Below are 23,319 nucleotides of genomic sequence, written 5' to 3'. Positions count from 1 at the left end.
CCCGGGACGCACAGCTGAAAGGCCGCCCGTGAACACCCCCCTGGCCGTTCCCGCCCTGTCCGACGCGACCGAGCTGTCCTGCGACGTCCTCGTCGTCGGCGGCGGCACCGCAGGCACCATGGCCGCCCTGACCGCCGCCGAGCACGGCGCCGACGTCCTGCTCCTGGAGAAGGCGCACGTGCGGCACTCCGGTGCGCTCGCCATGGGCATGGACGGCGTCAACAACGCGGTCATCCCGGGCCGCGCCGAACCGGACGACTACGTCGCGGAGATCACCCGCGCCAACGACGGCGTCGTCGACCAGTCCACCGTCCGGCAGACCGCGACCCGCGGCTTCGCGATGGTCCAGCGCCTGGAGTCGTACGGCGTGAAGTTCGAGAAGGACGAGCACGGCGAGTACGCGGTCCGCCAGGTGCACCGCTCCGGCTCGTACGTGCTGCCGATGCCGGAGGGCAAGGACGTCAAGAAGGTCCTCTACCGGCAGTTGCGCCGCCGCGAGATGCGCGAGCGGATCCGGATCGAGAACCGGGTGATGCCGGTCCGGGTCCTCACCCACCCCGAGGACGGACGGGCCGTCGGCGCGGTCGGCTTCGACACCCGCACCGGCGGGTTCGTCACCGTGCGGGCGGGCGCGGTGATCCTGGCGACGGGCGCCTGCGGACGCCTGGGCCTGCCCGCGTCCGGCTATCTGTACGGGACGTACGAGAACCCGACGAACGCGGGCGACGGCTATGCGATGGCGTACCACGCGGGCGCCGCGCTCACCGGCATCGAGTGCTTCCAGATCAACCCGCTCATCAAGGACTACAACGGCCCGGCGTGCGCGTACGTCGCGAATCCGTTCGGCGGCTACCAGGTGAACCGGCACGGCGAGCGGTTCGTGGAGTCGGACTACTGGTCGGGGCAGATGATGGCCGAGTTCGCGGCCGAACTCGCCTCCGACCGGGCCCCGGTGTACCTGAAGCTCAGCCATCTGCCGGAGGAGACCATCAGCGCCGTCGAGTCGATCCTGCACACCACGGAGCGGCCCACCCGCGCCACCTTCCACGAGGGCCGCGGACACGACTACCGCACGCACGACGTCGAGATGCACATCTCGGAGATCGGCCTGTGCGGCGGCCACTCGGCGTCGGGCGTCCGCGTCGACGCGCAGGCCCGCACCACCGTCCCGCGCCTCTACGCGGCCGGCGACCTGGCGTGCGTCCCGCACAACTACATGATCGGCGCGTTCGTCTTCGGGGACCTGGCGGGCGCGGACGCGTCCCGTTTCCACGCCTACGGGGGCGAGTTGCCCGGCGACCAGGTGGCGGCCGCGCACGAGTTGATCTACCGGCCGCTGCGGCACCCCGACGGGCCGCCGCAGCCCCAGGTCGAGTACAAGCTGCGCCGGTTCGTGAACGACTACGTGGCGCCGCCGAAGACCGGGGCGAAGCTGTCGCTCGCGGTGGCGGCGTTCGAGCGGATGCGGGGCGAGATCGCGGGGATGGGGGCGCGCACCGCGCACGAGCTGATGCGGTGCGCGGAGGTGTCGTTCATCCGGGACTGCGCGGAGATGGCGGCGCGCGCCTCGCTGGCCAGGACGGAGTCGCGCTGGGGCCTCTACCACGAGCGGCTCGACCACCCCGAGCGGGACGACTCGGGCTGGCTGCACCACCTCGACCTGTACAAGTCGGCCGCGGGGACGATGGAGTTCAGGGCGCGTCCGGTCGAGCCGTACGTGGTGCCGGTGCCGGAGTTCGATCCGGTGGCCGGGGCGGAGCGGGTGCTCGGCGAGGCGGCGCTGGTGCAGGTGGCGACGGCGGGCCCGCGGGAGGCGGCCCCTGCCGCCCGTGCGGCGTCGGCCACGCCGTCCGCCGCCCGGTCGACGGCCTTCGGTCCTGCGGCGCCGAGCCCGGCCCTGCTCGGGTTGCTCGCCCTGGCCGAGGAGTCCCCCGGCCTCGACGCCCTGTCGCCCTACCTGGCGGACGGCGACGCGGCGGTGCGCGCGGCGGCCGTGGCGGTCCTCGCGGAGACGGTGCCCGCCGGGGCGGGTCCGGCGCTCGCCGGGGCGCTGCGGGACCCGGCGCCGCAGGTCCGGGCGGCCGCGGCGGGCGCGCTGCGGGAACTCGTCGAGGTGCTTCCCGCGCAGGACGAGCTGGGGGCCGGGCTGCGCGCGGGGCTCGGTGTGGCGGATCCGGCGGTGCGGGGCGCCGCGCTGGAGGTGCTGCGGGCGCTGCGGCTCGGGGACGCCCCGGTGTACGCCGCCGCGCTCGACGACGCCGACATCGACGTGCGGATCCAGGCCGTCCGGGCCCTGGTCTCGGTGGACGCGAGCACCGATCTCGCGGCGGCCGCCGCCGACCCGGCGCGCGAGGTCAGGGTCGCGGTGGCGCGCGGCCTCGCGGCGGTGCGCGACCCGGCGCCCGCCCCGCTCGACCCGCTGCTCGGCGATCCCGATCCGCTGGTCAGGGCGGCGGCCCTCACCGCGCTCGCCGCCACCGGCTGCCCGCCCCCGCAGGCCGGACGGGCGGTGGCCGCGCTCGCCGACCCGGCCTGGCAGGTCAGGGCCGGTGCCGCGACCGCGCTGCGCGCCGCGCCGCCCGGTCCCGCCGTGCCCGCCCTCGCCGAGGCGTCGGCCGACGCCAACGCGGACGTCCGCAAGGCCGCCGTCCTGTCCCTGCTGGTCCACCGCACGGACCCGGGTGCCCGCGCGGCCCTGGCCGCCGCGGCCACGGACACCGACGCGGACGTGCGCGCCTACTCGTCGCGCGGCACATCCTGACCGCCCGCGAGAACCCCGGCCGCGTCCCCCGCGTCCTACCGTGCGAAGCCCCCGGCGCCCTGGGCGCCGGGGGCTTCTTCCACGACCGGCAAAACCCACGCGAACCGCTCCGCTAGCATGATCTAACTCACGACGATCGCCCTCAACACTCTTACTTCACCAGAAAATAGGGCACTTCGGCACAGAGCAAGAAGTAATTACCCAACGCCTAACAAATCGGTCAGACAGTTGATACCTCAGTCCTCGCGCGTGTCCGCGTCCTCGCGAATAAGCAGCCGCATCGCGCCCGCGCTGCGCCGCCCCCGCGTGCTGCTGTGGGTCGCGGTGAGCGTGGTGGCCCTCGGGTTCCTCGTCGCACTGGAGATCGCCTCGCGCCACTACGGCCTGCCGGGACCGATCACCAACCAGGCGCAGGAAGTGATCTTCGCCCCCAAGTCGGGTCCGCTCCTGTACGCGAGCATGGCGCTGATGATGGTGGTGCTCACCTGGCGCGAGCGGTTCGTCGCGGCCGGTGTCGCGATCGGCATCGACATCGTCTTCGCCCTGGTGCGGTGGATCGTCGACGCCGAGATGATGTTCGGCAACGGCGCGTTGTGGGTGATCATCGGCTGCGGGGTCATCGCCCTCACCCGCCGTACCGGCCAGGACCGCGTCCTGCTCCTGAAGGGCGTCGGGCTCGGCCTGCTCCTGGTGGCGGGACGCAAGACCGGCGACGCCTGGCTGCTGATCACGTCGAAGACCCGGCCCACGGTCCTCGACCAGTACGTGGCGACCGCGGACCACGCGCTGGGCAACCCGTCGTGGGTGGTGGGCCGGCTCGTGGAGGCCACCGGCCCGGTCGGCTCCCACCTGCTCGACTGGGTCTACATCCAGCTCGCCGTGGCCGCCGTCGTCGTCGCCCTCTACCAGCTGCGCAACGTGGCGGCCGAGCGCCGCTTCCCCGGGCACCACCTGGTGCGCACCTTCCTGGTGATCGGACTGCTCGGCCCCGCCATCTACATGATCTTCCCGGTGGTCGGCCCGGTCTTCACCTACGGCACGGGCGCCTTCGGGACCGGCGGCGCGCACTGGGCGGTGGCCGACCTGTGGCCGGACATCGCGCCGCCGATCGGCTCCCCGCAGGCCATGACGTACGACGAGATCACCCCGCGCAACTGCATGCCCAGCCTGCACACGGCCTGGGCCACCACGATCTTCATCCACTCCCGCAAGGCGCCGCGCGCGCTGCGTTTCGCGGGCACGTTCTGGCTGGTCGCGACGCTCGGTGCGACGCTCGGCTTCGGCTACCACTACGGCGCCGACCTGATCGCCGGCGTGGTGTTCGCCCTCACCATCGAGGCGGGCCTGCGCGCCTACGACCGGGGCTGGGACCGGTCGGGCATCCGGTTCGTCGCCTACGGCACGGTGGTGTTCGCCGCGCTCCTGGTGTCGTACCGCTATCTGCCGACGCAGATGGCCGACTACCCGTGGGCCTTCGGACCGCTGCTCGTGCTGGCCATGGCCTCGGTGATCCAGGGCTACATCCGGACCACGCGGCAGTGGGACCCGGAGACCGCGCCGGCGCTGAAGGCGGAGCCGCAGCCCGAACCGGTCTGAGCCGCCTCCGAGCCTCCGAGCCGACACTGCGCCGCCGCTGAGCGACCCCGGCAGTGTCGGCGGCCTCCTGGCATTGCGGCCGGGCCCGTCCCGCGAAATCCTGGACCTCATCCAGAGGTCTCGGGGCCGCTACGGAGGTCTGCCATGCCCCGCCCCGTCTGGTCCGGCGCGATCAGCTTCGGCCTGGTCACCATCCCGATCAAGGTGCTGCCCGCCACGGAGAACCACAGCATCCGCTTCCACCAGTACCACCTGGAGGACATGGCCCGGGTCCGCACGAAGAAGATGTGCGAGATCGAGGACCGTGAGGTGTCCAATGCGGAGATCGGCAAGGGGTACGAGGTCAGCAAGGACACGATCGTCGAGATCACCGATCAGGAGCTCGCCGCGCTGCCGCTGCCGACGGCGAAGGCGATCGAGATCTCGGCCTTCGTCCCCTACGAGTCGATCGACCCCATCCGTATCGGCGAGGGCTACTACCTCCAGGGCGACGGGCAGGTGGCCGCGAAGCCCTACGTCCTGCTCCGCAAGGCGCTGGAGCGCTCGTCGAAGGCCGCCGTCGCGAAGTTCGCGTGGCACGGGCGGGAGCGGCTCGGCCTGCTCCGCGTGCAGGACGACGTGATCCTGCTGCACGCCATGAAGTGGGACGACGAGGTCCGCAGCCCCGAGAGCCTGGCACCCCGGCAGGTCGACCTGGACGACTCCGAGATCGACGAGGCGGTCCACCTCATCGAGTCCATGGCGACGGACTCCATCGCGGGCCAGGAGTGGGCCACCGACCGCTACACCGCGGCCCTGGAGGACCTCATCGCCGCGAAGGCGGAGGGCAAGGAACCCCCTGAGGCACCGGCCGAGGAGGCGTCGGGCGGCAAGCTCGTGGACCTGATGTCGGCACTGGAACAGAGCGTCCGCAAGGCCGAGGCGGCGCGCGGCGGGTCCGGCGAGGACGCGACCGTGCACGACCTGCCGAAGAAGCGCGGTGCGAAGAAGGCGGCCGCGAAGAAGACCACGGCGAAGAGGGCCACGGCGAAGAGGGCCACGGCCAAGAAGGCCACGACCAAGAAGACCTCCGCCGCCCGCAAGACGACGGCGAAGAAGCGGGGCGCCTAGGCGGCGGGCCGAGCGGGGGGCCTGGTCGCGGGGTAGGTACTGGCGGGGTGACCGGCGGTCGGCAGCTCGGTCCCGCTCGTTCAGCCGGTGGGGCGGTAGCTCCGGGGGCCGGCGCCGGGGATGCGTGCGACGGCCCCGGCCTCTTCGAGGCGGCGCAGCTGGTACAGGGCGGAGGACGGGCTGGAGAGGCCGACCGCCGCGGCGATCTCGCGGACGCTCGGCGCCTCGCCGTGCTCGGCGATGTGATCGCGGATGCAGGTGAGGACCGCGCGCTGGCGGTCGGTGACATGCCAGGAACGGCGGCTCACGAGGGTTCTCGCACCCGCCTGCGCAGGTCGGCCCGCTCGGTGCGCGGCACGTCGAGGGCCAGGCGGCGGGAGAGCCCGATCAGCCGCCGCCGCAGGGCGGTGCAGCGGCTCGCCGGGGCGTGGGCGAGGGCCTGGTAGGTGCGGTTCCAGTCGCGCTGGGTCTGTACGGGGTCGTGGGAGGGGTCGGCGTGCACCATGCCGCCAGTAGAGCACATGTTCGATTTCCTGGGCGAACCGGCCGCAGGGCGCCCGCCGGACGCCTCCGGGGCGCCGGATCAGCCCGCGCCCTCCCGCCTCGCGTCCTCCCGCCCCGCGCCCCTCCGCCTCGCGTCCTCCCGCCCCGCGCCCCTCCGCCTCGCGTCCCCCCGCTCCGGAGGCGCGCTCAGGCGCAGTGAGTCGATCGTGTCCCACCCGTGGGCGGCGAGCCGCTCCTCCAGGCCGAGCTCGGGCTTCGCCAGGATGCGCAGGCGCTGGGGCGGATTGAGGCTGAGGGCCAGCGCGACGAGCGTCTGCAGCGCGCTGTTGGCGAGGTAGTCGACCCGGGCGAGGTCGACCGTGACCTCGTCGGTGTCCTTGCCGTGTTCGGTGACGGCGACGGCCAGGGGGGCCTTGTGCACGCCCATGACCTCGCCGAAGAGGCGTACGCCCGCGGCATCGCGCAGCGGAGCGATCAGGAGGAGTTCATCGATGAAGTACCCGCGCATCACGGCGTCCTGGGGGCAGGGCACCGCACACATGCGCTCGCGGCGGTGCAGGTGAGGCGGGCCCAGGGTCCCGCTGAACACAACCGCTGGCGTGAGGGGCCCGCTCCAGGCCCGTGTGGTCGCCGGAAAGGTGTCACCGCGCTGACGGCGAGCGCTTATTTCACGGAATGTCCTACGACTGTACTCGTGCGGCCCCATGCGGAACAGACCTCCATGGTCCTCACCTCGCGGGCCGGCGACCGGCGCGGGAGGACCGGCTGCTCAGCGGCCTGACGGCCCGACATGTCCGTGCGATCCGCCGACAGGCGCTCCCGCGCGACCTCGGCGCGGGCGGTGCGGGACCTGACCGTGCGAGGCCTGACCGTGCGGGACTTGACCGTGCGGGACCTCGCCGTGCAGGCCCGCCCGGTCCGCATCCGTGGGCGGGGGACGGCCGCGGTGGACCGTGCGCGCCGCGCGCGGAGCACCGCCGCGGCGACCCCTTCGCCCGGCAGGGGCACGGGCCCCGCCGCCCTGGCCGCCGACCACCGCGCCCCGGCCGCCGCCACGGACTCGCCCACCGGCCCGCCGCCGTCGGCCTCTTGAGCCCGGGCCAGGCGGCAGGGCAGCACCTCGGGCACCGCGAGCACCTCGGGCGCCGCGAGCATCTCCGACCCCGCGAGCACCTCGGGCCTCGCGACGGCCGCCCCCTGCGCGCGGCTCCGTGCGAAGACGACGAGGCGCAGCACCGCGAACCGCGCGACGCCGGCGAGTGCGGAGGCGGACAGGTAGACGGCCTGTTCGAGCATCGCGCCGGGCGCCGCCACCAGTTGCTGCAGGACGAGCATCGCCGCGCAGGTCACCGCGTACGCCGCTGCCGCCGACCCGGCGGACTGGGTGTGCTGGCGCCAGGTCGCGCGGCCGCCCGCGCCGAAGGTGAATCGGGCGTGCAGCTCGGTGGCGAGGAGCGTGGAGACCACGGTCACCAGGGCATTGGACACGGCCCAGGGAAGCCGGGTGGCGAGGGCGGCGACGGCGAAGCTGGAGGCGACCCCCACACCGCCGCCGCAGAGCACGAAGCGGGCGAAGGCGGCGAACGCGCCGGGCCCCGCCTGCCGTTGCCCCTGCTGCCCCTGCTGTCTCTGTTGACTCTGCTGTCTCTGTTGGCTCTGTGCTGTCCCCATGTTCCCGCCCCCCGTTGATGATTCACCCCGTGGGGCGCGTGCTCCCGGGCCGGTGCGGCCCGGGAGTACGCCCCCCGTGACGTCATCATGGCACATCCGTGGCACCACGTGGAGTCATTTATGGCACCACCCGGCAAAGCGATGGCGCCACAACGGGCGAAGGGCCGTGGAACCGCAGCTCAGCGCCCCCAGGAACGGCAAGCGGCGACAGGCCCCGGGGAGAGAGACTCAGAAACCGCGCCACACGTTGTCGAACGCCGCGTCTTCGATCAGCTTGCGCTGCCGCACGGCCCGCAGCTCCTGCACGGCGTCCCCCACGGCGGCCAGCACCGCGGCGACCGGCTCGGCCACGAGCTCCGGCACCTCCTCGCCGGGCTCGTCGCGCAGCCCGGCCGCGAACGCCAGGGCGACGAGCACGGGTTCACCCGCGGCCCAGCGCTCCTCGGCCCCGCGCCGGACCGCCGGATCGACGGGCCGCTCGCCCCGCCCGGTCCACCGCCGGATCCGACGGCCCCGCGAGGGGGCGGTGAGCCCCGCCCGCTCCAGGTCGTCGACGTACGCCGCGGAGAGCCCACGGCCCCGGCGCCACAGCCAGTCCTCGACCGACTCGTACGGCTGGTGGCGGACGAGCGCCGCGGCGGCCGCGTCCAGGAGGGGGTCACCGGTCGACGCCCGGGGGTGGGGCGACAGCCGGTCGCCGTCCAGGGACAGGGCCGCGGCCCCGGCGAGGTCGAGCACCTCGGCCCCCGCGAGGACGAGCGAGAGGTCGCCCTGCTCGACGGAGCGCTCGGAGGACAAGTCGTGGGCGACGATCGCCAGGTCCCGTGCGGTGGTCATGAGCGGCTCCCCATCAGTCGGCCGGGCGCGCCAGATCGGTTGCCGCCCCCGTCGATTGTTGCCGCTGCCGGTCACCGCACGCCCCCGGCACGCCCACTCCCGGCACGCTCGACCCCGGCGGGCCGCCAGCGCGGCGAACGCGCGGACCCCGGGGAAGACCCCCGTGATCTTGGGGCAGACGCGGGTCAGCGACGTATTCGGGGACGAACACGTCTGTATACCGCGTACAGATTCCGTGGAGATTACGCCACCGAAACTTACTCGGGCGTAAGTAAGTTGTCCGGCCCTTCCCCATGTGGCCGTATTTCCACCGGCTGACCTGTGCCGATGGTCCGTACCGGCCGGATCTGGACCCCCTCCCGAAGGCGCGCGGGGTGGGGTACCGTCACGGCGCTGTGCGGAGCGCCACAAGGAGCATCATTGCGCGAGTTCACGAATCCTCCGATGGCGTCGGCGCCGCTGGTGGGCGGCCTTGCCGACGCCGTGTTCGACCATGCCGCCGAGGACCCGCTGCGCATCGCGTTCGGCCGCAAGACCGACGGGCGGTGGACCGATGTCACCTCCGGCGCGTTCCGCGACGAGGTGCTCGCGCTGGCGAAGGGGCTGATCGCCCAGGGCGTGCGGTTCGGTGACCGCGTCGCCATCATGTCCCGCACCCGCTACGAGTGGACGCTCTTCGACTTCGCCCTGTGGACCATCGGCGCCCAGGTCGTGCCGGTCTACCCGACGTCCTCGGCCGACCAGGTCTTCTGGATGCTGCACGACGCGCAGGTGTCGGCCGCGATGGTCGAGCACGAGGACCACGCGATGACGATCGGCTCGGTCATCGACCGGCTGCCGCAACTGCGGCGGCTGTGGCAGCTGGACGCCGACGCGGTGGGCGAACTCACCGAGGCGGGACGGGACATCGACGACCAGGTCGTGCACCGCCACCGGCGCGCCGTCACACCCGACTCGATCGCCACGATCATCTACACGTCGGGCACCACGGGCCGCCCCAAGGGCTGCCTGATCTCGCACGCGAACTTCATGTTCGAGGCGGACGTGATGATCGGGCGCTGGGAGCCGGTCTTCCACTCCAAGCGGGGCGACGAGGCCACCACGCTGCTGTTCCTGCCGCTGGCCCATGTGTTCGGGCGGATGGTGCAGGTCGCGGCGGTGCGCGGCCGGGTCAAGATGGGGCACCAGCCCAACCTCAACGCGGCGGCGCTGCTGCCCGACCTGGCCGCCTTCCGGCCCTCGTTCATCCTGGCCGTGCCGTACATCTTCGAGAAGGTCTTCAACGCGGCGCGGCGCAAGGCGGAGAAGGACGGCAAGGCGGGCCCCTTCGACAAGGCGGTCGAGTGCGCCGTGCGGTACGCGGACGCGCTGGAGGCCAAGGCGTTCGGCACGGGCCCCGGCCCCTCGGCGGGCCTGCGCATGCAGCACCAGCTCTTCGACAAGCTCGTCTACGCCAAGGTGCGCGAGGCGATGGGCGGCCGGGTGCGGCACGCGATGTCGGGCGGCTCCGGCATGGACCGCCGCCTCGGCCTGTTCTTCGCGGGCGCGGGCGTGACGGTGTACGAGGGGTACGGGCTGACCGAGACGACGGCCGCCGCGACCGCCAACCCGCCCGAGCGCACCCGCTACGGCACGGTGGGGCAGGCCATCCCCGGCATGACCGTGCACATCGCGGAGGACGGCGAGGTGTGGCTGCACGGCGCCAACGTCTTCCAGGGCTACCTCAACGATCCCAAGGCCACCGACGCGACCCTGCACGACGGCTGGCTCGCCACCGGCGACCTGGGCTCGCTCGACGAGGACGGCTATCTGACGATCACCGGGCGCAAGAAGGAGATCCTGGTGACGTCCGGCGGCAAGAGCGTCTCGCCGGCCCAGCTGGAGGAGCGGGTGCGCGATCACCCGCTGGTCGCCCAGTGCATCGTCGTCGGCAACGACCGCCCCTACATCGCGGCGCTCGTCACCCTGGACTCGGAGGCCGTCGAGCACTGGCTGACGATGCGCCGCAAGCCGCTGCTGGCCGCGGGCGAGCTGGTGCGCGACCCCGACCTGGAGACCGAGGTGCGGCGTGCCGTCGTCGCCGCGAACACGCTCGTGTCGCAGGCCGAGTCGATCCGTACCTTCCGCATACTGGCGCACCAGTTCTCCGAGGAGCACGGCCTCCTGACGCCGTCGCTGAAGCTGAAGCGGAAGGCGATCGAGACGGCCTACTCGGCGGAGGTCGAGGCGCTGTACCGCAGCTAGTCGGGGCGCCGTACCGCGGCCGGCGGCGGTCGCGGGGGCACGCACGGCCTGCGTCCCAGCCTTTCTGACGGTGCATCAAATATCGATGTGCCGCTTATTGACGGTTCATCAGGTCACGCACAGAATCAGCCCCACTTCGACTTCAGGGGGCTCGACCGTGTCGCGATCGATCCGCACCATCACCGCCGCCGTGGCGGCCCTGCTGCTCGCCACCGGCTGCAACTCCGCCTCGGAGAGCGGGGGTTCGGGAGGCGACGGCAAGGGCGGCGGTTCCGTCCGCGGAGTGAGCGCCGACTCCATCAAGGTCGGCGGGATCGTCTCCATGACGACCGCGAGCGGCTACAGCAAGAAGGACACCGACCTCGGCGCCCGGGCCCGCTTCGAGCGGGCCAACGCCGAGGGCGGGGTGCACGGGCGGAAGATCGACTACCTGGGCGCGGAGGACGACGGGCAGGACCCCGGCAAGAACCTCGCGGCGGCCCGCAAGCTCGTCCAGCGGGAGAAGGTGTTCGCGATCTCCCCGATGAGTTCGGTCACCTTCTCGGGCGCGGACTTCCTGCAGGAACAGAAGGTGCCCACCTTCGGCTGGGGCACCGTCCCGCCGTTCTGCGGGCCGACGTACATGTACGGCTTCGGCGGCTGCATGGTGCCGATGCCCGGCGGCACGATCACCCAGAGCTGGCCCGAGGGCCTCAAGAAGGTCATGGGCGGCGCCAAGGGCCGCTCGGTGGCGATCCTCGCCAACGACAACGACGCGGGCACCTTCGCCATCCGCACCTATAAGCAGAGCTTCGCGGCGGCGGGTTACGAGGTGACCTACGCCAAGTCGACCGTCCCCGCCACCTCCGTGCCCAGCGACTGGTCGGCGTACACGAAGGAGATCCTGCGCTCCGACGGCGGCAAGGCGCCGGACGCGGTGGTCTCCGTCATGCAGACGCCGTACAACATCGGCCTGTTCACGGCCGTCAAGCGGGCCGGCTACCGGGGCGTCCTCACCGATCCGACCGACTACGACCCCGGGCTGCTCGCCAAGAGCGCGACGAAGAAGGCCCTGGACGGCGTGCACGTCCTGCTCTCCTTCCAGCCGTTCGAGCAGGACAGCGCGGACATGAAGCAGTTCAAGGCGGACATCAGGAAGACGGCGGGCAAGAGTGTGCCGCTCAACATGCACATGATGACCGGCTACATGTCCGCCGACCTGTTCCTCGCCGTCGCGGGCAAGGCGGGCAAGGACCTCACCGTCGACTCCTTCCAGCGGGCGGCCGACGGCTTCTCCGACCGCGGCACCATGGTCGGCGACCGCAGCCTGCCCAAGGGGCACAAGGAGTCCTTCGGCTGCGGCGCCCTCGTCCAGCTCAAGGGCGGCACGTACCGGGTGTCGTCACCGTTCACGTGCTACGAACCGATCCCCTTCAAGTAGGGGCGGGCCGCCATGTCGGACCTGCTGGGATTCGTGCTGAGCGGTCTCGTCTCGGGCGCCCTGTACGCGCTGCTGGCCACCGGACTCGTCCTGTCCTACTCGGCGTCCGGCCTCTTCAACTTCGCGCACGGCGCCACCGCCTACCTCTGCGCCCTCGCCTTCCACGAGCTGCACTCCGGCTTCGGCTGGCCCGCCGTGCCGACCGCGCTGCTGCTCGTCCTCGTCGCCGCCCCGGCCCTGGGCTGGGGCCTGGACCGGCTGATGTTCCGCAAGCTGGCGCGGGTCGGCGAGACCGCGCAGATCGTCGCGACGATCGGGCTGCTCGTCGCGCTGCCCGCGCTCGGCCTGTGGGCTGTGGAACTCCTGTCCGACGCCGGGGCCCCGGTCAAACCGGCCGAGAACCAGTTCGGCCTGCCGGGCGTCGGGCCGAGCCCCGCCACGAGCTGGCAGCTGACGGACGGCGTCGGCATCGACTCCGACCAGCTGATCACCTGGGTGGCGACGGCCGTCGTCGCCGTCGGCCTGTGGATCCTGATGCGCCACACCCCGCTGGGCCTGCGGCTGCGCGCCGCCGTCGACAACCGCCCGCTCGTCGAGCTGCGCGGCACGAGCGCGGACCGCCTCTCCTCCCTCGCCTGGATGCTGTCGTCCGGCCTCGCGGGCCTGGCCGGCGTGCTCGCGACACCGCTGCTCGGCCTCTCCTCGCACGACTTCACCCTGTTCCTGTTCGTCTCCGCGACGGCCGCCGTGCTCGGGCGCTTCCTGTCGATCCCGCTCGCCTTCGCGGGCGGGCTCGGGCTCGGGGTGCTGCAGAACCTCGTCGCGGGCTACGCCGACTTCGCCGAGCGGATCACCGGATTCCGTACGGCGGTACCCTTCCTCATCCTCTTCGCCGGGCTGCTGCTGCTCACCCGGCGCCGGCGCACGGCGGGCACCGCCGCCGTCGACGCGCCGCCCGTCGACTACCTCGCGGGCCGCTCCTGGGCCCGCACCTGGGGGCCGTGGGCGGTCGCCGCCGGCCTGCTCGCGCTGTCCTTCTACACCGTCACCACCCCCTTCTGGAGCGGCCTCCTCGCCCAGGGGCTCGCGATCTCGCTGGTCTTCGTCTCGTTCACCGTGGTGACGGGGCTCGGCGCGATGGTGTCGCTGGCGCAGGCCACCTTCGTGACGGGGGCCGCGCTCGTCGCCGGGCTGCTGATGAGCCACGGCTGGCCGTTCTTCGCGGCGGCCCTCGTCGGCACCTGCGCGGCGGCGGCGCTCGGCGCGCTCGTGGCGCTGCCCGCGCTGCGGCTCGGCGGGCGCTCGCTCGCCCTCGCCACCCTCGCGCTGGCCTTCCTCGCCGACCAGGTCCTCTTCCAGCTGGGGTGGCTGCGCAACGGCGACACCGGCTGGGAGATCCCCCGGCCGGTCCTCGGCCCGGTCGACCTGTCCGACGACCGGGCGATGGGCGTCGCCATGGTCGTCCTCGTCACGGCCGCCGTCGCCGCGCTCGGCGCGCTGCGGAACTCGCCGTCGGGGCGGGCGATGCTGGCGGTGCGGTCCGCGCCCGCCGCGGCGATGGCGTCCGGGGTGTCCGTGGTGCGCACCAAGCTGCTCCTGTTCACCCTGTCGGCCGGGCTCGCGGGGTTCGGGGGCGTGATGTACGCGTCCTTCAACACCCGGATCACCGCGACCGACTTCACCGCGATGACCGGGCTGGTCTGGCTGGCGGTGGCGGTCGCGGCGGGGGTGCGCAGGCCGCAGTTCGCGGTGGTCGCGGGGCTGGTCTTCGCGATCGTTCCGCACCTGGTGTCGGACTACGTGACGGAGTCCGTGCACCTGCCGGTCGTGCTGTTCGGCCTGGCGGGCCTCGCGCTGGCGAACGACCCGGACGGGTACTGCGCGGCGGTGTCGGTGCGGATGCACCGCAGGCGCGTACGGGCGGCGGGAGCCGGGACAGGCGCGGGGACCGGACCACGTGCCGCTGCCGGGGCGGATGCTCCCGGTGGGCCTGCGGACCGGCCCGGCGCCTTCGCCGACCCGGCTCCGGCCCCCCGCGCCGCCCACGGCGGGGCACACGCCCCGGAGCCGGACGGCGCCCTGTGCCTGCGCGGCCTGCACGCCGGGTACGACGGCGCCGCCGTGCTGCACGGCGTCGACCTCACCGTCCGCCCCGGTGAGATCGTCGCCCTGCTCGGACCCAACGGCGCGGGCAAGTCCACCACCTGCCTCGCCGCCGCGGGCCTGCTCCCGCCCACCGCGGGGCGGATCCATGTCGCCGGGCGCGACGCCACCCGCGACGGCGCCGTCCGCCGCTCCCGCGCCGGGGTCGTCCTCGCCCCCGAGGGCCGCGGCGTCTTCCCCTCGCTCACCATCGACGAGAACCTCGCCCTGTACCTGCGGGACCGGGACGAACGGGACGCCGTGTACGAACGGTTCAAGGGGCTCGCCGCCCGGCGCGGGGTGCCCGCGGGGTCGTTGTCCGGCGGCGAGCAGCAACTGCTCGCGCTCGCGCCGCTGTTGCAGCGCCCGCCGAAGGTGCTGATCGCGGACGAGCCGTCGCTCGGGCTCGCCCCGCGGGTGGTCGACGACGTGTTCCGGCTGCTGGTGGAGGTGCGGGACACGGGCGCCGGACTGCTGCTCGTGGAGGAGAAGGCCGCGGAGGCCCTCGGGGTCGCGGACACCGTGGCGTACCTGGCGCAGGGCCGCGTCTCCTGGTGCGGCCCCCGCTCCGAGGTGCGCGCGGACCGGCTCACGGAGGCCTACCTCGGCATGGCCGCGGACGGCAACCGGCCGGCGACGAAGGGCGTGACACGGCCATGAGGGAGCGGGAGCACGTCCTGGAGGCCGCCGGGGTGGGGGTCCGCTTCGGCGGGGTCCGCGCCCTGGACGGGGTGGGGCTCGCCGTGCGCCGGGGCGAGGTCTGCGGGCTCATCGGCCCCAACGGCGCCGGAAAGACCACGCTGTTCGACGTGCTGTCCGGCATCCGCAGGCCCGACCGGGGGCGGGTGCTGCTTGACGGCGGCGACGTCACGCGGCGCTCCCCCGTGTGGCGCGCGCGGCACGGGATGCGCCGGACCTTCCAGCGCCAGCAGCTCTTCGGGCAGCTGACGGTCGCCGACAACCTGCTGGTCGCGCAGGAGTGGCGGGGCGGTGGCGGCGGGTTCGCCGCGGACCTGCTGGCCGCGCCGACCCGCCGCGGGCCCGCGGTCCGGCGGCGCGAGCGGGCGGCCGAGGTGCTGCGCGCCTGCGGCCTCGACGCGCTCGCCGGGCAGTACGCGGGCGCGCTGCCGGTCGGGCAGGCCCGCATGGTCGAGCTGGCGCGCGCGGTCGCGGACCCGCCCCGGGTGCTGCTCCTGGACGAGCCCGCCTCCGGGATGACCGCCGACGAGCGGGCCCAGCTGTCGGCGGTCGTGCGGCACCTCGCGGACGAGGAGGGCTGCGCGGTGCTGCTCGTCGAGCACAACGTGGCCTTCGTGATGGAGCTCTGCGCCCGGGTCGTCGTCCTCGACCTGGGCCGGGTCCTGGCGCACGGCACGGCGGCCGAGGTCCGGGCGGACCCGCGGGTGCGGGACGCCTACCTCGGGACCGCCGACGCCGTCTGACTAACCCCCGTACTGGGCCACGATCCTGGTGAATTCGTACGGCTGCTGCGCGATGCCGCTGCAGGAGTCGCCCGCGCTGCCGCCGGAACCGCAGTCGCGGTCGCGGTTGACGGCCCAGTAGGCGAAGCGGGCGATGTGGTGCTGCTGCGCGTACGCCAGGATCTTCCGGAAGTCGGCCGTGGTCACCGTCTCGCCCGCCACGTCCGTCTTGCCGTTCATGGAGGAGATGCCGGAGTGCTTGTACGCGTCGGCGTCGCTGTATCCGTAGGCGCTCTTGACCGTGTTCTTGAGGCCCTCCATGGCGCTGACGGAGGCGTCGCCCATGGTGCCGCTGTGCCCGCCGAAGTCGAACGGCATGATCACCCAGGCGTCGGCGGCCAGCCCGGCGGCCGCGCCGCGCTTGATCAGGTCCTTGCCGGTGGCGTCGGGGCCGCTCGGGGTGGTGCCCAGGGTCACGTAGGTGACGATGCCCGGGTTCTTCGCCTCGACGATCTTCAGGGCGTCGACGACCCGCTGGCGCACCGTGGGGTTGGTGAACTCGGTGTTCTCGATGTCGATGTCGAAGGCCTTGAGCTGGTAGGCGTCGATGACCTTCTGGTAGGCGCCGGCGAGCGCGGCGGCGCTGCCGCACTTCTCGCCGAGCTTGGCCCCGCTCCAGCCGCCGACCGAGACGACGATGTCGCCGCCCGCGCCCCGGATGGACTTGATGGCCGCCTCGTCGGAGCCGCCCTTGAGGGGCCGGTTGCCGTCCCAGGCGGGATTGCAGCCGCCGTCGGAGAGGATGAAGGCGAGCGTGAACCACTTGACGCCGGTCGCGGCCATCACGTCGGTGGGCTTCTGCGGGTTGCCCCAGCCGAGGTACTCGTAGGGGGCGGCGTGGAGGGTGCCGGACGCCTGCGCGGCGGGCGTCGGGGCGGCCTGCGCGGACGGCTCGGTGGCCAGGGTCAGGGCGGCGGCGCCGGTCAGCGCGCCGGCGGCGGCCAGGGCTGCGGTCGCTCTGCGGGAGGCACGGAAGGGCATGGGGGTTCCTCTCTGCGGTCCTGCGTCTGCGGTGTCAGGAAACTTTCCTGACAGTCATGGGGCGCAAAAAAAGAGGTGGAACGGGTACGTGTCGCAGGGCACGGCGGCCCGCGGACGAGAGCGCACCCATGCGTTCACATGGGTGTCCCGCGTTCAGCGACGTGCAATAGAGTCGCGGCATGACGGGACACCGTCAATGGTCCGGACCGATTCCGTGCGGACCCGGGCCGCGGCGGGTACGAAATCCGGGGCCAGGAATGCAGCACGGCCGCTGATCGTTGACCATGGACAGATACACCCGACGACTTAAGGATCGAGAGCTCGTGAGCAAGGTTCCCCCGATCATCCTGAACAACGGCGTCGAGATGCCCCAGCTCGGCTTCGGCGTCTGGCAGGTGCCGGACGACGAGGCGGAGAAGGCGGTCGCGCTGGCCCTGGAGGCCGGGTACCGCAGCATCGACACGGCCGCCATCTACGGCAACGAGGAAGGCACCGGCAAGGCGATCGCCGCGTCCGGCGTGGCCCGCGACGACCTGTTCGTCACGACGAAGCTCTGGAACAGCGATCAGGGCTACGACGCGACGCTCCGCGCCTTCGACACCTCGCTGGACAAGCTCGGCCTGGACTACGTGGACCTGTACCTGATCCACTGGCCGCTGCCCTCCAAGGACCTGTACGTCGACACGTACAAGGCCTTCGAGAAGATCCAGGCCGACGGCCGCGCCAAGGCCATCGGCGTCTCGAACTTCCTGCCCGAGCACCTGGAGCGGCTGACCGCCGAGACGTCGGTCGTCCCCGCCGTCAACCAGATCGAGCTGCACCCGCACCTGCAGCAGCGCGCCTCCCGCGAGGTCCACGCCGAGCAGGGCATCACCACCGAGGCGTGGTCGCCGCTCGGCTCGGGCAAGGGCCTCCTGGAGGTCCCGGCCATCGTCGCCATCGCGCAGAAGCACGGGCGCTCCCCCGCCCAGGTCGTGCTGCGCTGGCACCTCCAGCTGGGCAACGTGGTGATCCCCAAGTCCGTGACCCCGTCGCGGATCAAGGAGAACATCGACGTCTTCGGCTTCGAGCTCGACCCCGAGGACATGGCGGCGATCTCCGCGCTGAACGAGGACCGGCGGATCGGTCCCGACCCGGCCACGTTCGACGTCGCCTGACACCCGCGTGACCCCGGGCCGCCCGCGCGGCGGCCCGTCGGGCCCGTCGGCACCGCCCTGCGGGGCGTGCCGACGGGCCCGACGTCGTTGGTACGGAGTCGTACGCATGGAGTCGTACGTACGGACCCCCGGCGCTACGCCTCCTTGACCGCCACGTGCACGGTCTGGGCCGACAGCAGGAACAGGTCGGGGCGCCGGTGCAGGCCCTGCGGGTCCTCCGCGTCCAGGAGACGGTCGATCGTGGCGAGGTCCTCGGGGGCGAGTCGCTCCTCGTGCATCTCGCGACGGCGGGTGAGCTCCTGGACCACGTGGGCGCGCGCGTCCTCGGAGAGGGGGGCGGGCAGGTCGAGCAGGAAGCTGCGGGACGCCTCGTGGCGCAGGCCCGCGTCGGCGAGCAGCGCAGGCCAGTGCTCGGTCGCACCCTGCGACCCGGTGAGCCCCGCGCGCATCTCGGTGAACCACTCCTCGTCGGCCGCCTCCAGACGGGAGAGCAGTCCGGGACGGCCGAACCCGATGTCGCGGGGCAGGTAACGCTGGCTCAGCCCGCCTTCCAGGAGGGCGAGGGCGCCGCCGGGGGCGAGGTGTCCGGCGAGCGCCTTCAGCGCGCCGCCCTGGTCACCGACGTGGTGCAGGGACTTGCACAGCCACAGCAGGTCGGCCGTCGGCACGTCGTCGATGTCGTCGGGCAGCGCCGCGCGCACCGTGCCGAACCGTCCGCTCAGGCCCTCGTCGGCCGCGCGCGTGCGGGCGCGCTCCAGGAGGGCCTCCTCCGGGTCGGCCGCGACGATCCGCGCCTGGGGGAAGGCGTCGGCGAGGAGGAAGGAGAGGGCGCCGGGCCCGCTGCCGACGTCGACGACGACGCCCGGTTCCGGGACCCAGCGGGTGAGCCACTCGGTCACCTCGCCGTACTGGGGCGCGGCGACGCGCGCGTAGCGCTCCAGCATGGCGCCCATCGCGGACCAGTCCATGTCGTCGCCGTGACCGTGGCCGTGACCCTGCGTGTGCCCGTGTCCGTCGCTGTGCCCGTGGTCGTGACCCATCGTCCTGTGCCGCCTTCCGTTCCGCCGCCGCGCGGACCCCGCTGACCCTCGCGTGCGGACAGGGACAGCCTGCGCCCCGTTCCCGGACCTGGCCCAACGGTATTGCCGGTCCCGCAAAAAATTGGGCCGCGGGTCGGAGCCCCGACGCCCGCGCGGAGTGCGGAGTCAGGGGCGCTTCCGGTACGCGCGGACGCCGAACCGCGGATCGGGGCGCGGCACGTCCTGGTCCGGCAGGGCCGCGAGCCCGGCCGCGAAGCGCTCCGCCATCGGCCCCTCGGGCGGGATCCGCGTGAACCAGCCGCGCCGCAGGTCATCGACCGTCGAGCGGGGCGAACGGCCCTGGCCGTGGCCGCGGAACCGGGCCCGGCCCGCCGCCGCGAGGCCGTGCTCGGCGGCGTACGCGTCGACGGCCTCGGCGCGGTCGACCGCGAGCCCCACCGGGCGCGGTGCGAGCACGGCGTCGATGTCGCTGCGCACGTCGTGCGCGGCGGCCTTGTCCACGGTCGTGACGTAGACCCCGCCGGGCCGCAGCACCCGCGCGCACTCGGCGACGACCTCGGAGGTCTCCTCGGGGCCGGACAGCAGGTGCAGCAGCCACACGGTGCTCACCGCGTCGAAGGACCCGTCGGGAAAGGGCAGTCGGCGGCTGTCGCCGAGGACGACGGCGCCCGGCAGCCGGTCCGCCGCCATCCGGGCCATGCGGTACGCGGCGTCGACCCCGGTCACCCGGAGCCCCGGCCGTCCGGCCAGGCGCCGGGTGACGAGGCCGGTCCCGCAGGCGACGTCGAGCAGGGTGCCGGCCCCGGCGGGCACCAGGCCGAGCACCGCGGCGGCCGCGGCGGCGGCGCGGGGCTCACCGCCGCGCGAGGCGTCGTAGCGGTCGGCTTCCTTCCCGTAGTCGAGCACGACGGCTCACTCGGCGCCGTGCGCGGGCGCCGACTCCTGGACCCTGCGGGCCAGTTCGAAGTCGAGGTCGGTGAGGGCGCCGTCCGCGCTGTGCGTCCGCACGGCCAGCGTCACGGTGTCGTAGCCGAGCGTCAGGTCGGAGTGGTGGCCGAGCTCCTCCTGGATCTGCGCGACGTGCACGACCAGGCCGGTCGCCGCGAAGTGCGAGGCGAGCCGGTAGGAGCGGGTGAGCAGGCCGTCGTCCACGGACCAGCCGGGCAGCTCCGTGAGACGGTCCTCGACCTCTTTCTGCGACAGCGGTTCAGGGGGCATGGGCCGTGCTCCTTCCGGGTCGTGGGTCTGCGGCTCACCTTGCCACAAATCCTTTCGATTACCTTCTACGTATGACAACCGCCGCGCCCGCCCAGGGGAACGTCAGAGGCAAGGCCAAGGAGAAGGCGGCCCCGCACGCCCCCGGCGCGGGGCCGCTGCTGCGCGGCTGGCGCGAGCGGCGCAGGGTGAGCCAGTTGGAGCTCGCCCTGCGCGCCGACTCCTCGGCCCGGCACATCAGTTTCGTCGAGACGGGCCGGTCGCGGCCGAGCGAGGAGTTCCTGCTGCGCCTCGCCGACCACCTCGACGTGCCGGTCCGGGAGCGCAACTCGCTGCTCCTGGCGGCCGGTTACGCGCCCCGGTTCCGGGAGACGCCACTGGACGACCCGTCCATGGGCACGCTGCGCGAGGGGCTGGAACAGCTCCTGGCCGGGTACGAGCCGTATCCGGCGCTGGTCGTCGACGCGACGTACTCCGTGGTCGCGGCGAACCGCGGCATCGCGATGATCCTGGACGGCATCCCCGGGCACCTGCTCGCCCCGCCGCTCAACGCGATGCGGCTGACGCTGCATCCGGAGGGCCTCGCCCCGCGGATCCGCAACCTGCGGGAGTGGCGCGGGCACCTGCTGCACCAGATGGAGCGCCAGATCGCGCTGCAGCGGTCCGACGCGCTGCGGGAGGTGTACGAGGAGGTGGCGGCGTATCCGGTGGCGGACCCCGGTGTCGACGCCTTCGCGGCGGGGACGGACGTGCCCTACTTCGCGCTGCCGCTGCGGATCGAGCACGACGGACGGCTGCTGTCCTTCATCTCCTCGATCTCGACGTTCAACACGCCGATGGACGTGACGGTCGCCGAGCTGGCCATCGAGACTCTGCTCCCGGCCGATCCGGCGACCGCCGCGTACCTGCGGGCGCGGCTGTCCTGAGGCTGTTCCGCACAAGGCTCTGCCGCACGGCCCCGTCGTCCGCACGGCAGCCGGACCGTGCGGCGCGACCTGGCTAGCGTCCGGCGCGCAGCGCCGCGTACTGCAGCGCGGCGAAACCGGCCACGACCGCGGCCTGCAGCGGGATCCACACCGCCCCGGCGGTGCTCGGCGACAACCAGACGAAGACCGCGACGACGCTGAGCCCCGCCCAGACGGCGTTCACCTCGACGACCGCCTGCACGGCGCGCCCCGGCGGACTCGTGCGCGTGGCGAGGAACCCGACGCCCGCGCCGTACAGCACGAGCCCGACCCCCAGCCCCAGCAGCAGCCCGGCGTCGACCCCCAGGAGGCGGCCCAGGGGCCCCGACGCGACGGCGTACGCGAGCCCGTTGCCCGCGGTCACGACGGCGTCGAGGCCGAGGAAGCGGCGCAGCATGGTGGTCGGGTCGGTGGTACCGGCCAGCGCGGTGAGCGGGTACGCGGACATGGCTGCCTCCAGGCGGGAAGTGGTGTGGGTCCCCGGGTCCGGTCCGGAGTGCGCCGGACCGGACCCGTTGCCACCACTGTGTCGGCGACGCGGGGCGGGGTCGATTACGTGCCGGGTAATGAGGCGCCCGGCCCCGGTCCCGCACCCGTCGCCGGTCAGCCGGTCAGGCGGTCAACCGGTCAACCGGTCAACCGGTCAGCCGAGGAGATCGCCGAGTGTGGCGGCCATGAGCGCGAGCAGCGTGAGCGTGGCCGCGAAGACCGCGCAGCCGCGGCTCACGGCCGCCGCCGCGCCGGCCCCTTCGGCGCGGGCGAGCAGCCCCGCCGTCAGGGCGGCCAGCAGCGAGACGGTCACCGCTACGGCGACCGCCAGGACGGTGAGAACAACGGTCTGGGACGACACCACGGCAGGCTCCTCTGCTCCTGGACGAACACGGTGCTGCGACGTTCTCCATTCGTCTGTGCGGCAGGTGACGGGCGTACGAAGATGAACAGTCCTGAACAGCACTCCGTTGGGGGGCGAGGCATGGAGGATGCCGAGGCGACCGAGGCGCTGGCGCGCTTACGGCGGCGGTTGCGCGAACGCCAGGGCACGGAAGGGCTGACGACGACCAGGCTGAGCCGGAAGGTGGGTCTGGGGCGGACGACGGTCAGCAACGCCCTCAATGACGGGAACGGCCGGCCCTCGTGGAACACCGTCGCCACGATCGCGAGGGCGCTGCGACTCGGCGCCGACGAGATCACGGAACTGCACCGGCTCTGGGAGCGGGCGGCCCCCGCCGGCGAGGCGCCCTCGCGTCGTCCGGCCGAGCCCTCGCGGGCCACGACGGCCGCGGTGGAGCCGGAGTCGTCGTCGCCCGCGCCGGCCTCCGGGTCGGGAAGGCGCAGGGCACGCGGTGCCGTCGTCCTGGGCATCGCCGTCCTGGCCGCTGTCGGCGGCGGGCTGGCGAAGTGGCAGCCCTGGACGGACGAGGAGCCGCCCGGCGCCGGTGACCGGGTCACGAGCAAGGGCCGCGGTGAAGAGGTCAAGGCGACCACGACGGCACCCGTCAAGGTGGTGTCGGTCAGCCCCCAGGACACCGGTGCGAACAGCTGGGCGTTCCAGGACGCCCGCTCCTTCGGCCCGAGCGAACTGAAGTCGGTCAATGCGAGCAGCCTCACGGACGAGACGCACCGGTGGTTCACGAGCAGGGGTGCCGTCCCCGTCGACAGGCGCCTCGACCTCATCACGCTCCAGGGCAACACCTCGCAGCCGGTCGAGATCAACGACCTGCAGGTGGACAAGGAGTGCCGCGCACCGCTGTCGGGCACGCTGTTCGAGAGCCCGAACGCGGGCCAGGACAGCAACGTTCGTCTCACTCTCGACCTGGACGAGCAGTTGCCCACCGCAAAGAGCGTCGAGAAGGACGGCACCTCGTCCCCGAGCTATTTCTCCCGGCACACGATCTCCCTGGAGCGCGGCGAGCGGCAGAAGATCCTCGTCGATGCCGCGACGGCGAAGCACTACTGCGCCTACACGCTCGTCCTGCGGATGACCGTGGGGGACGAGACCGTCACGCAGGTCGTCAAGGACGACGGCAAGCCCTTCCAGCTCTCCGCACACGTCAGTCAGGACGAGGACATCGAGGTCTCCGGCTATCGGAGCGCATACGTGGGGGGCGTGCTCAACACCTGCGGCGGCGGCGCGTTCCGGCAGGTCGACCCGGAGACGTGGACGTCACTCGATACGCAGTGCTGAGGGGCCGCTC

20 protein-coding genes and 1 pseudogene are annotated in these 23,319 nt (G+C 73.1%); 10 read left to right on the top strand and 11 right to left on the bottom strand.

Annotated elements, in window-relative coordinates:
* The first annotated feature begins 40 nt into the window (after window positions 1–40).
* The 3 genes from ACFYXE_RS23825 (at window position 41) to ACFYXE_RS23815 (ending at window position 5,467) form a co-directional block, all read left to right on the top strand.
* Entirely contained in the window at window positions 41–2,761 is a 2,721-nt protein-coding gene (locus ACFYXE_RS23825; RefSeq protein WP_389315564.1) for a fumarate reductase/succinate dehydrogenase flavoprotein subunit, read from the top strand.
* A 306-nt stretch (window positions 2,762–3,067) separates the two neighbouring features.
* Entirely contained in the window at window positions 3,068–4,357 is a 1,290-nt protein-coding gene (locus ACFYXE_RS23820) for a phosphatase PAP2 family protein (protein ID WP_389315562.1), read from the top strand.
* 144 nt (window positions 4,358–4,501) lie between these two features.
* Complete coding sequence (locus tag ACFYXE_RS23815; protein ID WP_389315359.1) at window positions 4,502–5,467, top strand: Ku protein; 966 nt, start codon at window positions 4,502–4,504, stop codon at window positions 5,465–5,467.
* Window positions 5,468–5,547: 80 nt separating this feature from the next.
* On the opposite strand, the gene ACFYXE_RS23810 is transcribed toward ACFYXE_RS23815, so the two are convergent.
* From ACFYXE_RS23810 to ACFYXE_RS23790, 5 genes and pseudogenes are all read right to left on the bottom strand, one after another.
* Window positions 5,548–5,775 (bottom strand): hypothetical protein, encoded by a 228-nt coding sequence (locus tag ACFYXE_RS23810; protein ID WP_389315358.1) that lies wholly within the window; start codon window positions 5,773–5,775, stop codon window positions 5,548–5,550.
* Window positions 5,772–5,990, bottom strand: a complete 219-nt coding sequence (locus ACFYXE_RS23805) for a hypothetical protein (protein WP_389315356.1) — start codon at window positions 5,988–5,990, stop codon at window positions 5,772–5,774. Before ACFYXE_RS23805 ends, ACFYXE_RS23810 begins: the two co-directional genes overlap by 4 nt.
* Before the next feature lie 60 nt (window positions 5,991–6,050).
* The gene (locus ACFYXE_RS23800; protein ID WP_389315354.1) at window positions 6,051–6,479 is read right to left on the bottom strand and encodes a hypothetical protein; all 429 of its coding nucleotides are present in this window, start codon (window positions 6,477–6,479) and stop codon (window positions 6,051–6,053) included.
* A 668-nt stretch (window positions 6,480–7,147) separates the two neighbouring features.
* Window positions 7,148–7,642, bottom strand: a pseudogene (locus ACFYXE_RS23795) (GtrA family protein); the annotation flags it as partial.
* Between the two features lie 228 nt (window positions 7,643–7,870).
* Complete coding sequence (locus ACFYXE_RS23790) at window positions 7,871–8,479, bottom strand: GPP34 family phosphoprotein (protein WP_389315352.1); 609 nt, start codon at window positions 8,477–8,479, stop codon at window positions 7,871–7,873.
* A 420-nt stretch (window positions 8,480–8,899) separates the two neighbouring features.
* Between ACFYXE_RS23790 and ACFYXE_RS23785 the strand changes: the two genes are divergently transcribed.
* The 4 genes from ACFYXE_RS23785 (at window position 8,900) to ACFYXE_RS23770 (ending at window position 15,727) form a co-directional block, all read left to right on the top strand.
* Complete coding sequence (locus ACFYXE_RS23785; protein WP_389315350.1) at window positions 8,900–10,723, top strand: AMP-dependent synthetase/ligase; 1,824 nt, start codon at window positions 8,900–8,902, stop codon at window positions 10,721–10,723.
* Window positions 10,724–10,880: 157 nt separating this feature from the next.
* Entirely contained in the window at window positions 10,881–12,143 is a 1,263-nt protein-coding gene (locus ACFYXE_RS23780; RefSeq protein ID WP_389315348.1) for an ABC transporter substrate-binding protein, read from the top strand.
* 12 nt (window positions 12,144–12,155) lie between these two features.
* Complete coding sequence (locus tag ACFYXE_RS23775; protein ID WP_389315346.1) at window positions 12,156–14,945, top strand: ATP-binding cassette domain-containing protein; 2,790 nt, start codon at window positions 12,156–12,158, stop codon at window positions 14,943–14,945.
* Window positions 14,942–15,727, top strand: coding sequence for an ABC transporter ATP-binding protein (locus ACFYXE_RS23770; RefSeq protein ID WP_389315344.1), 786 nt, complete (start codon window positions 14,942–14,944; stop codon window positions 15,725–15,727). The genes ACFYXE_RS23775 and ACFYXE_RS23770 overlap by 4 nt, the downstream gene beginning before the upstream one ends.
* On the opposite strand, the gene ACFYXE_RS23765 is transcribed toward ACFYXE_RS23770, so the two are convergent.
* Entirely contained in the window at window positions 15,728–16,747 is a 1,020-nt protein-coding gene (locus ACFYXE_RS23765; RefSeq protein ID WP_389315342.1) for a chitinase, read from the bottom strand.
* Window positions 16,748–17,112: 365 nt separating this feature from the next.
* On the opposite strand from ACFYXE_RS23765, the gene ACFYXE_RS23760 reads away from it, so the two are divergent.
* Window positions 17,113–17,904 (top strand): aldo/keto reductase, encoded by a 792-nt coding sequence (locus ACFYXE_RS23760; protein WP_389315560.1) that lies wholly within the window; start codon window positions 17,113–17,115, stop codon window positions 17,902–17,904.
* 134 nt (window positions 17,905–18,038) lie between these two features.
* On the opposite strand, the gene ACFYXE_RS23755 is transcribed toward ACFYXE_RS23760, so the two are convergent.
* The 3 genes from ACFYXE_RS23755 to ACFYXE_RS23745 all read right to left on the bottom strand — a co-directional run bounded on the left by ACFYXE_RS23755 (window position 18,039) and on the right by ACFYXE_RS23745 (window position 20,162).
* Window positions 18,039–18,944 (bottom strand): class I SAM-dependent methyltransferase, encoded by a 906-nt coding sequence (locus ACFYXE_RS23755; RefSeq protein WP_389315340.1) that lies wholly within the window; start codon window positions 18,942–18,944, stop codon window positions 18,039–18,041.
* 165 nt (window positions 18,945–19,109) lie between these two features.
* On the bottom strand, window positions 19,110–19,850 hold the full coding sequence (locus tag ACFYXE_RS23750) for a class I SAM-dependent methyltransferase (RefSeq protein WP_389315338.1): 741 nt from the start codon (window positions 19,848–19,850) through the stop codon (window positions 19,110–19,112).
* Window positions 19,851–19,856: 6 nt separating this feature from the next.
* Window positions 19,857–20,162 (bottom strand): 4a-hydroxytetrahydrobiopterin dehydratase, encoded by a 306-nt coding sequence (locus ACFYXE_RS23745; protein ID WP_389315333.1) that lies wholly within the window; start codon window positions 20,160–20,162, stop codon window positions 19,857–19,859.
* A 71-nt stretch (window positions 20,163–20,233) separates the two neighbouring features.
* On the opposite strand from ACFYXE_RS23745, the gene ACFYXE_RS23740 reads away from it, so the two are divergent.
* The gene (locus tag ACFYXE_RS23740) at window positions 20,234–21,085 is read left to right on the top strand and encodes a helix-turn-helix domain-containing protein (RefSeq protein ID WP_389315331.1); all 852 of its coding nucleotides are present in this window, start codon (window positions 20,234–20,236) and stop codon (window positions 21,083–21,085) included.
* Window positions 21,086–21,158: 73 nt separating this feature from the next.
* Here ACFYXE_RS23740 and ACFYXE_RS23735 read toward each other — a convergent pair whose 3' ends face one another.
* Both ACFYXE_RS23735 and ACFYXE_RS23730 read right to left on the bottom strand, forming a co-directional pair.
* Window positions 21,159–21,572 (bottom strand): hypothetical protein, encoded by a 414-nt coding sequence (locus ACFYXE_RS23735; protein ID WP_389315329.1) that lies wholly within the window; start codon window positions 21,570–21,572, stop codon window positions 21,159–21,161.
* A 195-nt stretch (window positions 21,573–21,767) separates the two neighbouring features.
* Window positions 21,768–21,977 carry a hypothetical protein gene (locus ACFYXE_RS23730; protein ID WP_389315327.1) on the bottom strand — a complete coding sequence of 70 codons (210 nt, stop codon included), beginning with the start codon at window positions 21,975–21,977 and terminating at the stop codon, window positions 21,768–21,770.
* Between the two features lie 120 nt (window positions 21,978–22,097).
* Between ACFYXE_RS23730 and ACFYXE_RS23725 the strand changes: the two genes are divergently transcribed.
* A complete protein-coding gene (locus ACFYXE_RS23725; protein ID WP_389315325.1) occupies window positions 22,098–23,309 on the top strand; it encodes a helix-turn-helix domain-containing protein in 1,212 nt (403 codons plus the stop codon).
* The last annotated feature ends 10 nt before the right edge of the window (window positions 23,310–23,319 follow it).

It is taken from the genome of Streptomyces sp. NPDC002564, from assembly GCF_042889645.1.
In the GTDB taxonomy this organism is placed as follows: Bacteria; Actinomycetota; Actinomycetes; order Streptomycetales; family Streptomycetaceae; genus Streptomyces.
Note: the sequence above shows the minus strand (reverse complement) of the source record. Positions and strands in the feature narration are given on the sequence as shown.

Coding starts and splice junctions, on each gene's coding strand:
- ACFYXE_RS23815 (WP_389315359.1), top strand. CDS start 4,502: ATGCCCCGCCCCGTCTGGTCCGGCGCGATCAGCTTCGGCCTGGTCACC.
- ACFYXE_RS23805 (WP_389315356.1), bottom strand. CDS start 5,990: ATGTGCTCTACTGGCGGCATGGTGCACGCCGACCCCTCCCACGACCCC.
- ACFYXE_RS23800 (WP_389315354.1), bottom strand. CDS start 6,479: ATGCGCGGGTACTTCATCGATGAACTCCTCCTGATCGCTCCGCTGCGC.
- ACFYXE_RS23790 (WP_389315352.1), bottom strand. CDS start 8,479: ATGACCACCGCACGGGACCTGGCGATCGTCGCCCACGACTTGTCCTCC.
- ACFYXE_RS23775 (WP_389315346.1), top strand. CDS start 12,156: ATGTCGGACCTGCTGGGATTCGTGCTGAGCGGTCTCGTCTCGGGCGCC.
- ACFYXE_RS23770 (WP_389315344.1), top strand. CDS start 14,942: ATGAGGGAGCGGGAGCACGTCCTGGAGGCCGCCGGGGTGGGGGTCCGC.
- ACFYXE_RS23765 (WP_389315342.1), bottom strand. CDS start 16,747: ATGCCCTTCCGTGCCTCCCGCAGAGCGACCGCAGCCCTGGCCGCCGCC.
- ACFYXE_RS23760 (WP_389315560.1), top strand. CDS start 17,113: ATGCCCCAGCTCGGCTTCGGCGTCTGGCAGGTGCCGGACGACGAGGCG.
- ACFYXE_RS23755 (WP_389315340.1), bottom strand. CDS start 18,944: ATGGGTCACGACCACGGGCACAGCGACGGACACGGGCACACGCAGGGT.
- ACFYXE_RS23745 (WP_389315333.1), bottom strand. CDS start 20,162: ATGCCCCCTGAACCGCTGTCGCAGAAAGAGGTCGAGGACCGTCTCACG.
- ACFYXE_RS23740 (WP_389315331.1), top strand. CDS start 20,234: ATGACAACCGCCGCGCCCGCCCAGGGGAACGTCAGAGGCAAGGCCAAG.
- ACFYXE_RS23735 (WP_389315329.1), bottom strand. CDS start 21,572: ATGTCCGCGTACCCGCTCACCGCGCTGGCCGGTACCACCGACCCGACC.
- ACFYXE_RS23725 (WP_389315325.1), top strand. CDS start 22,098: ATGGAGGATGCCGAGGCGACCGAGGCGCTGGCGCGCTTACGGCGGCGG.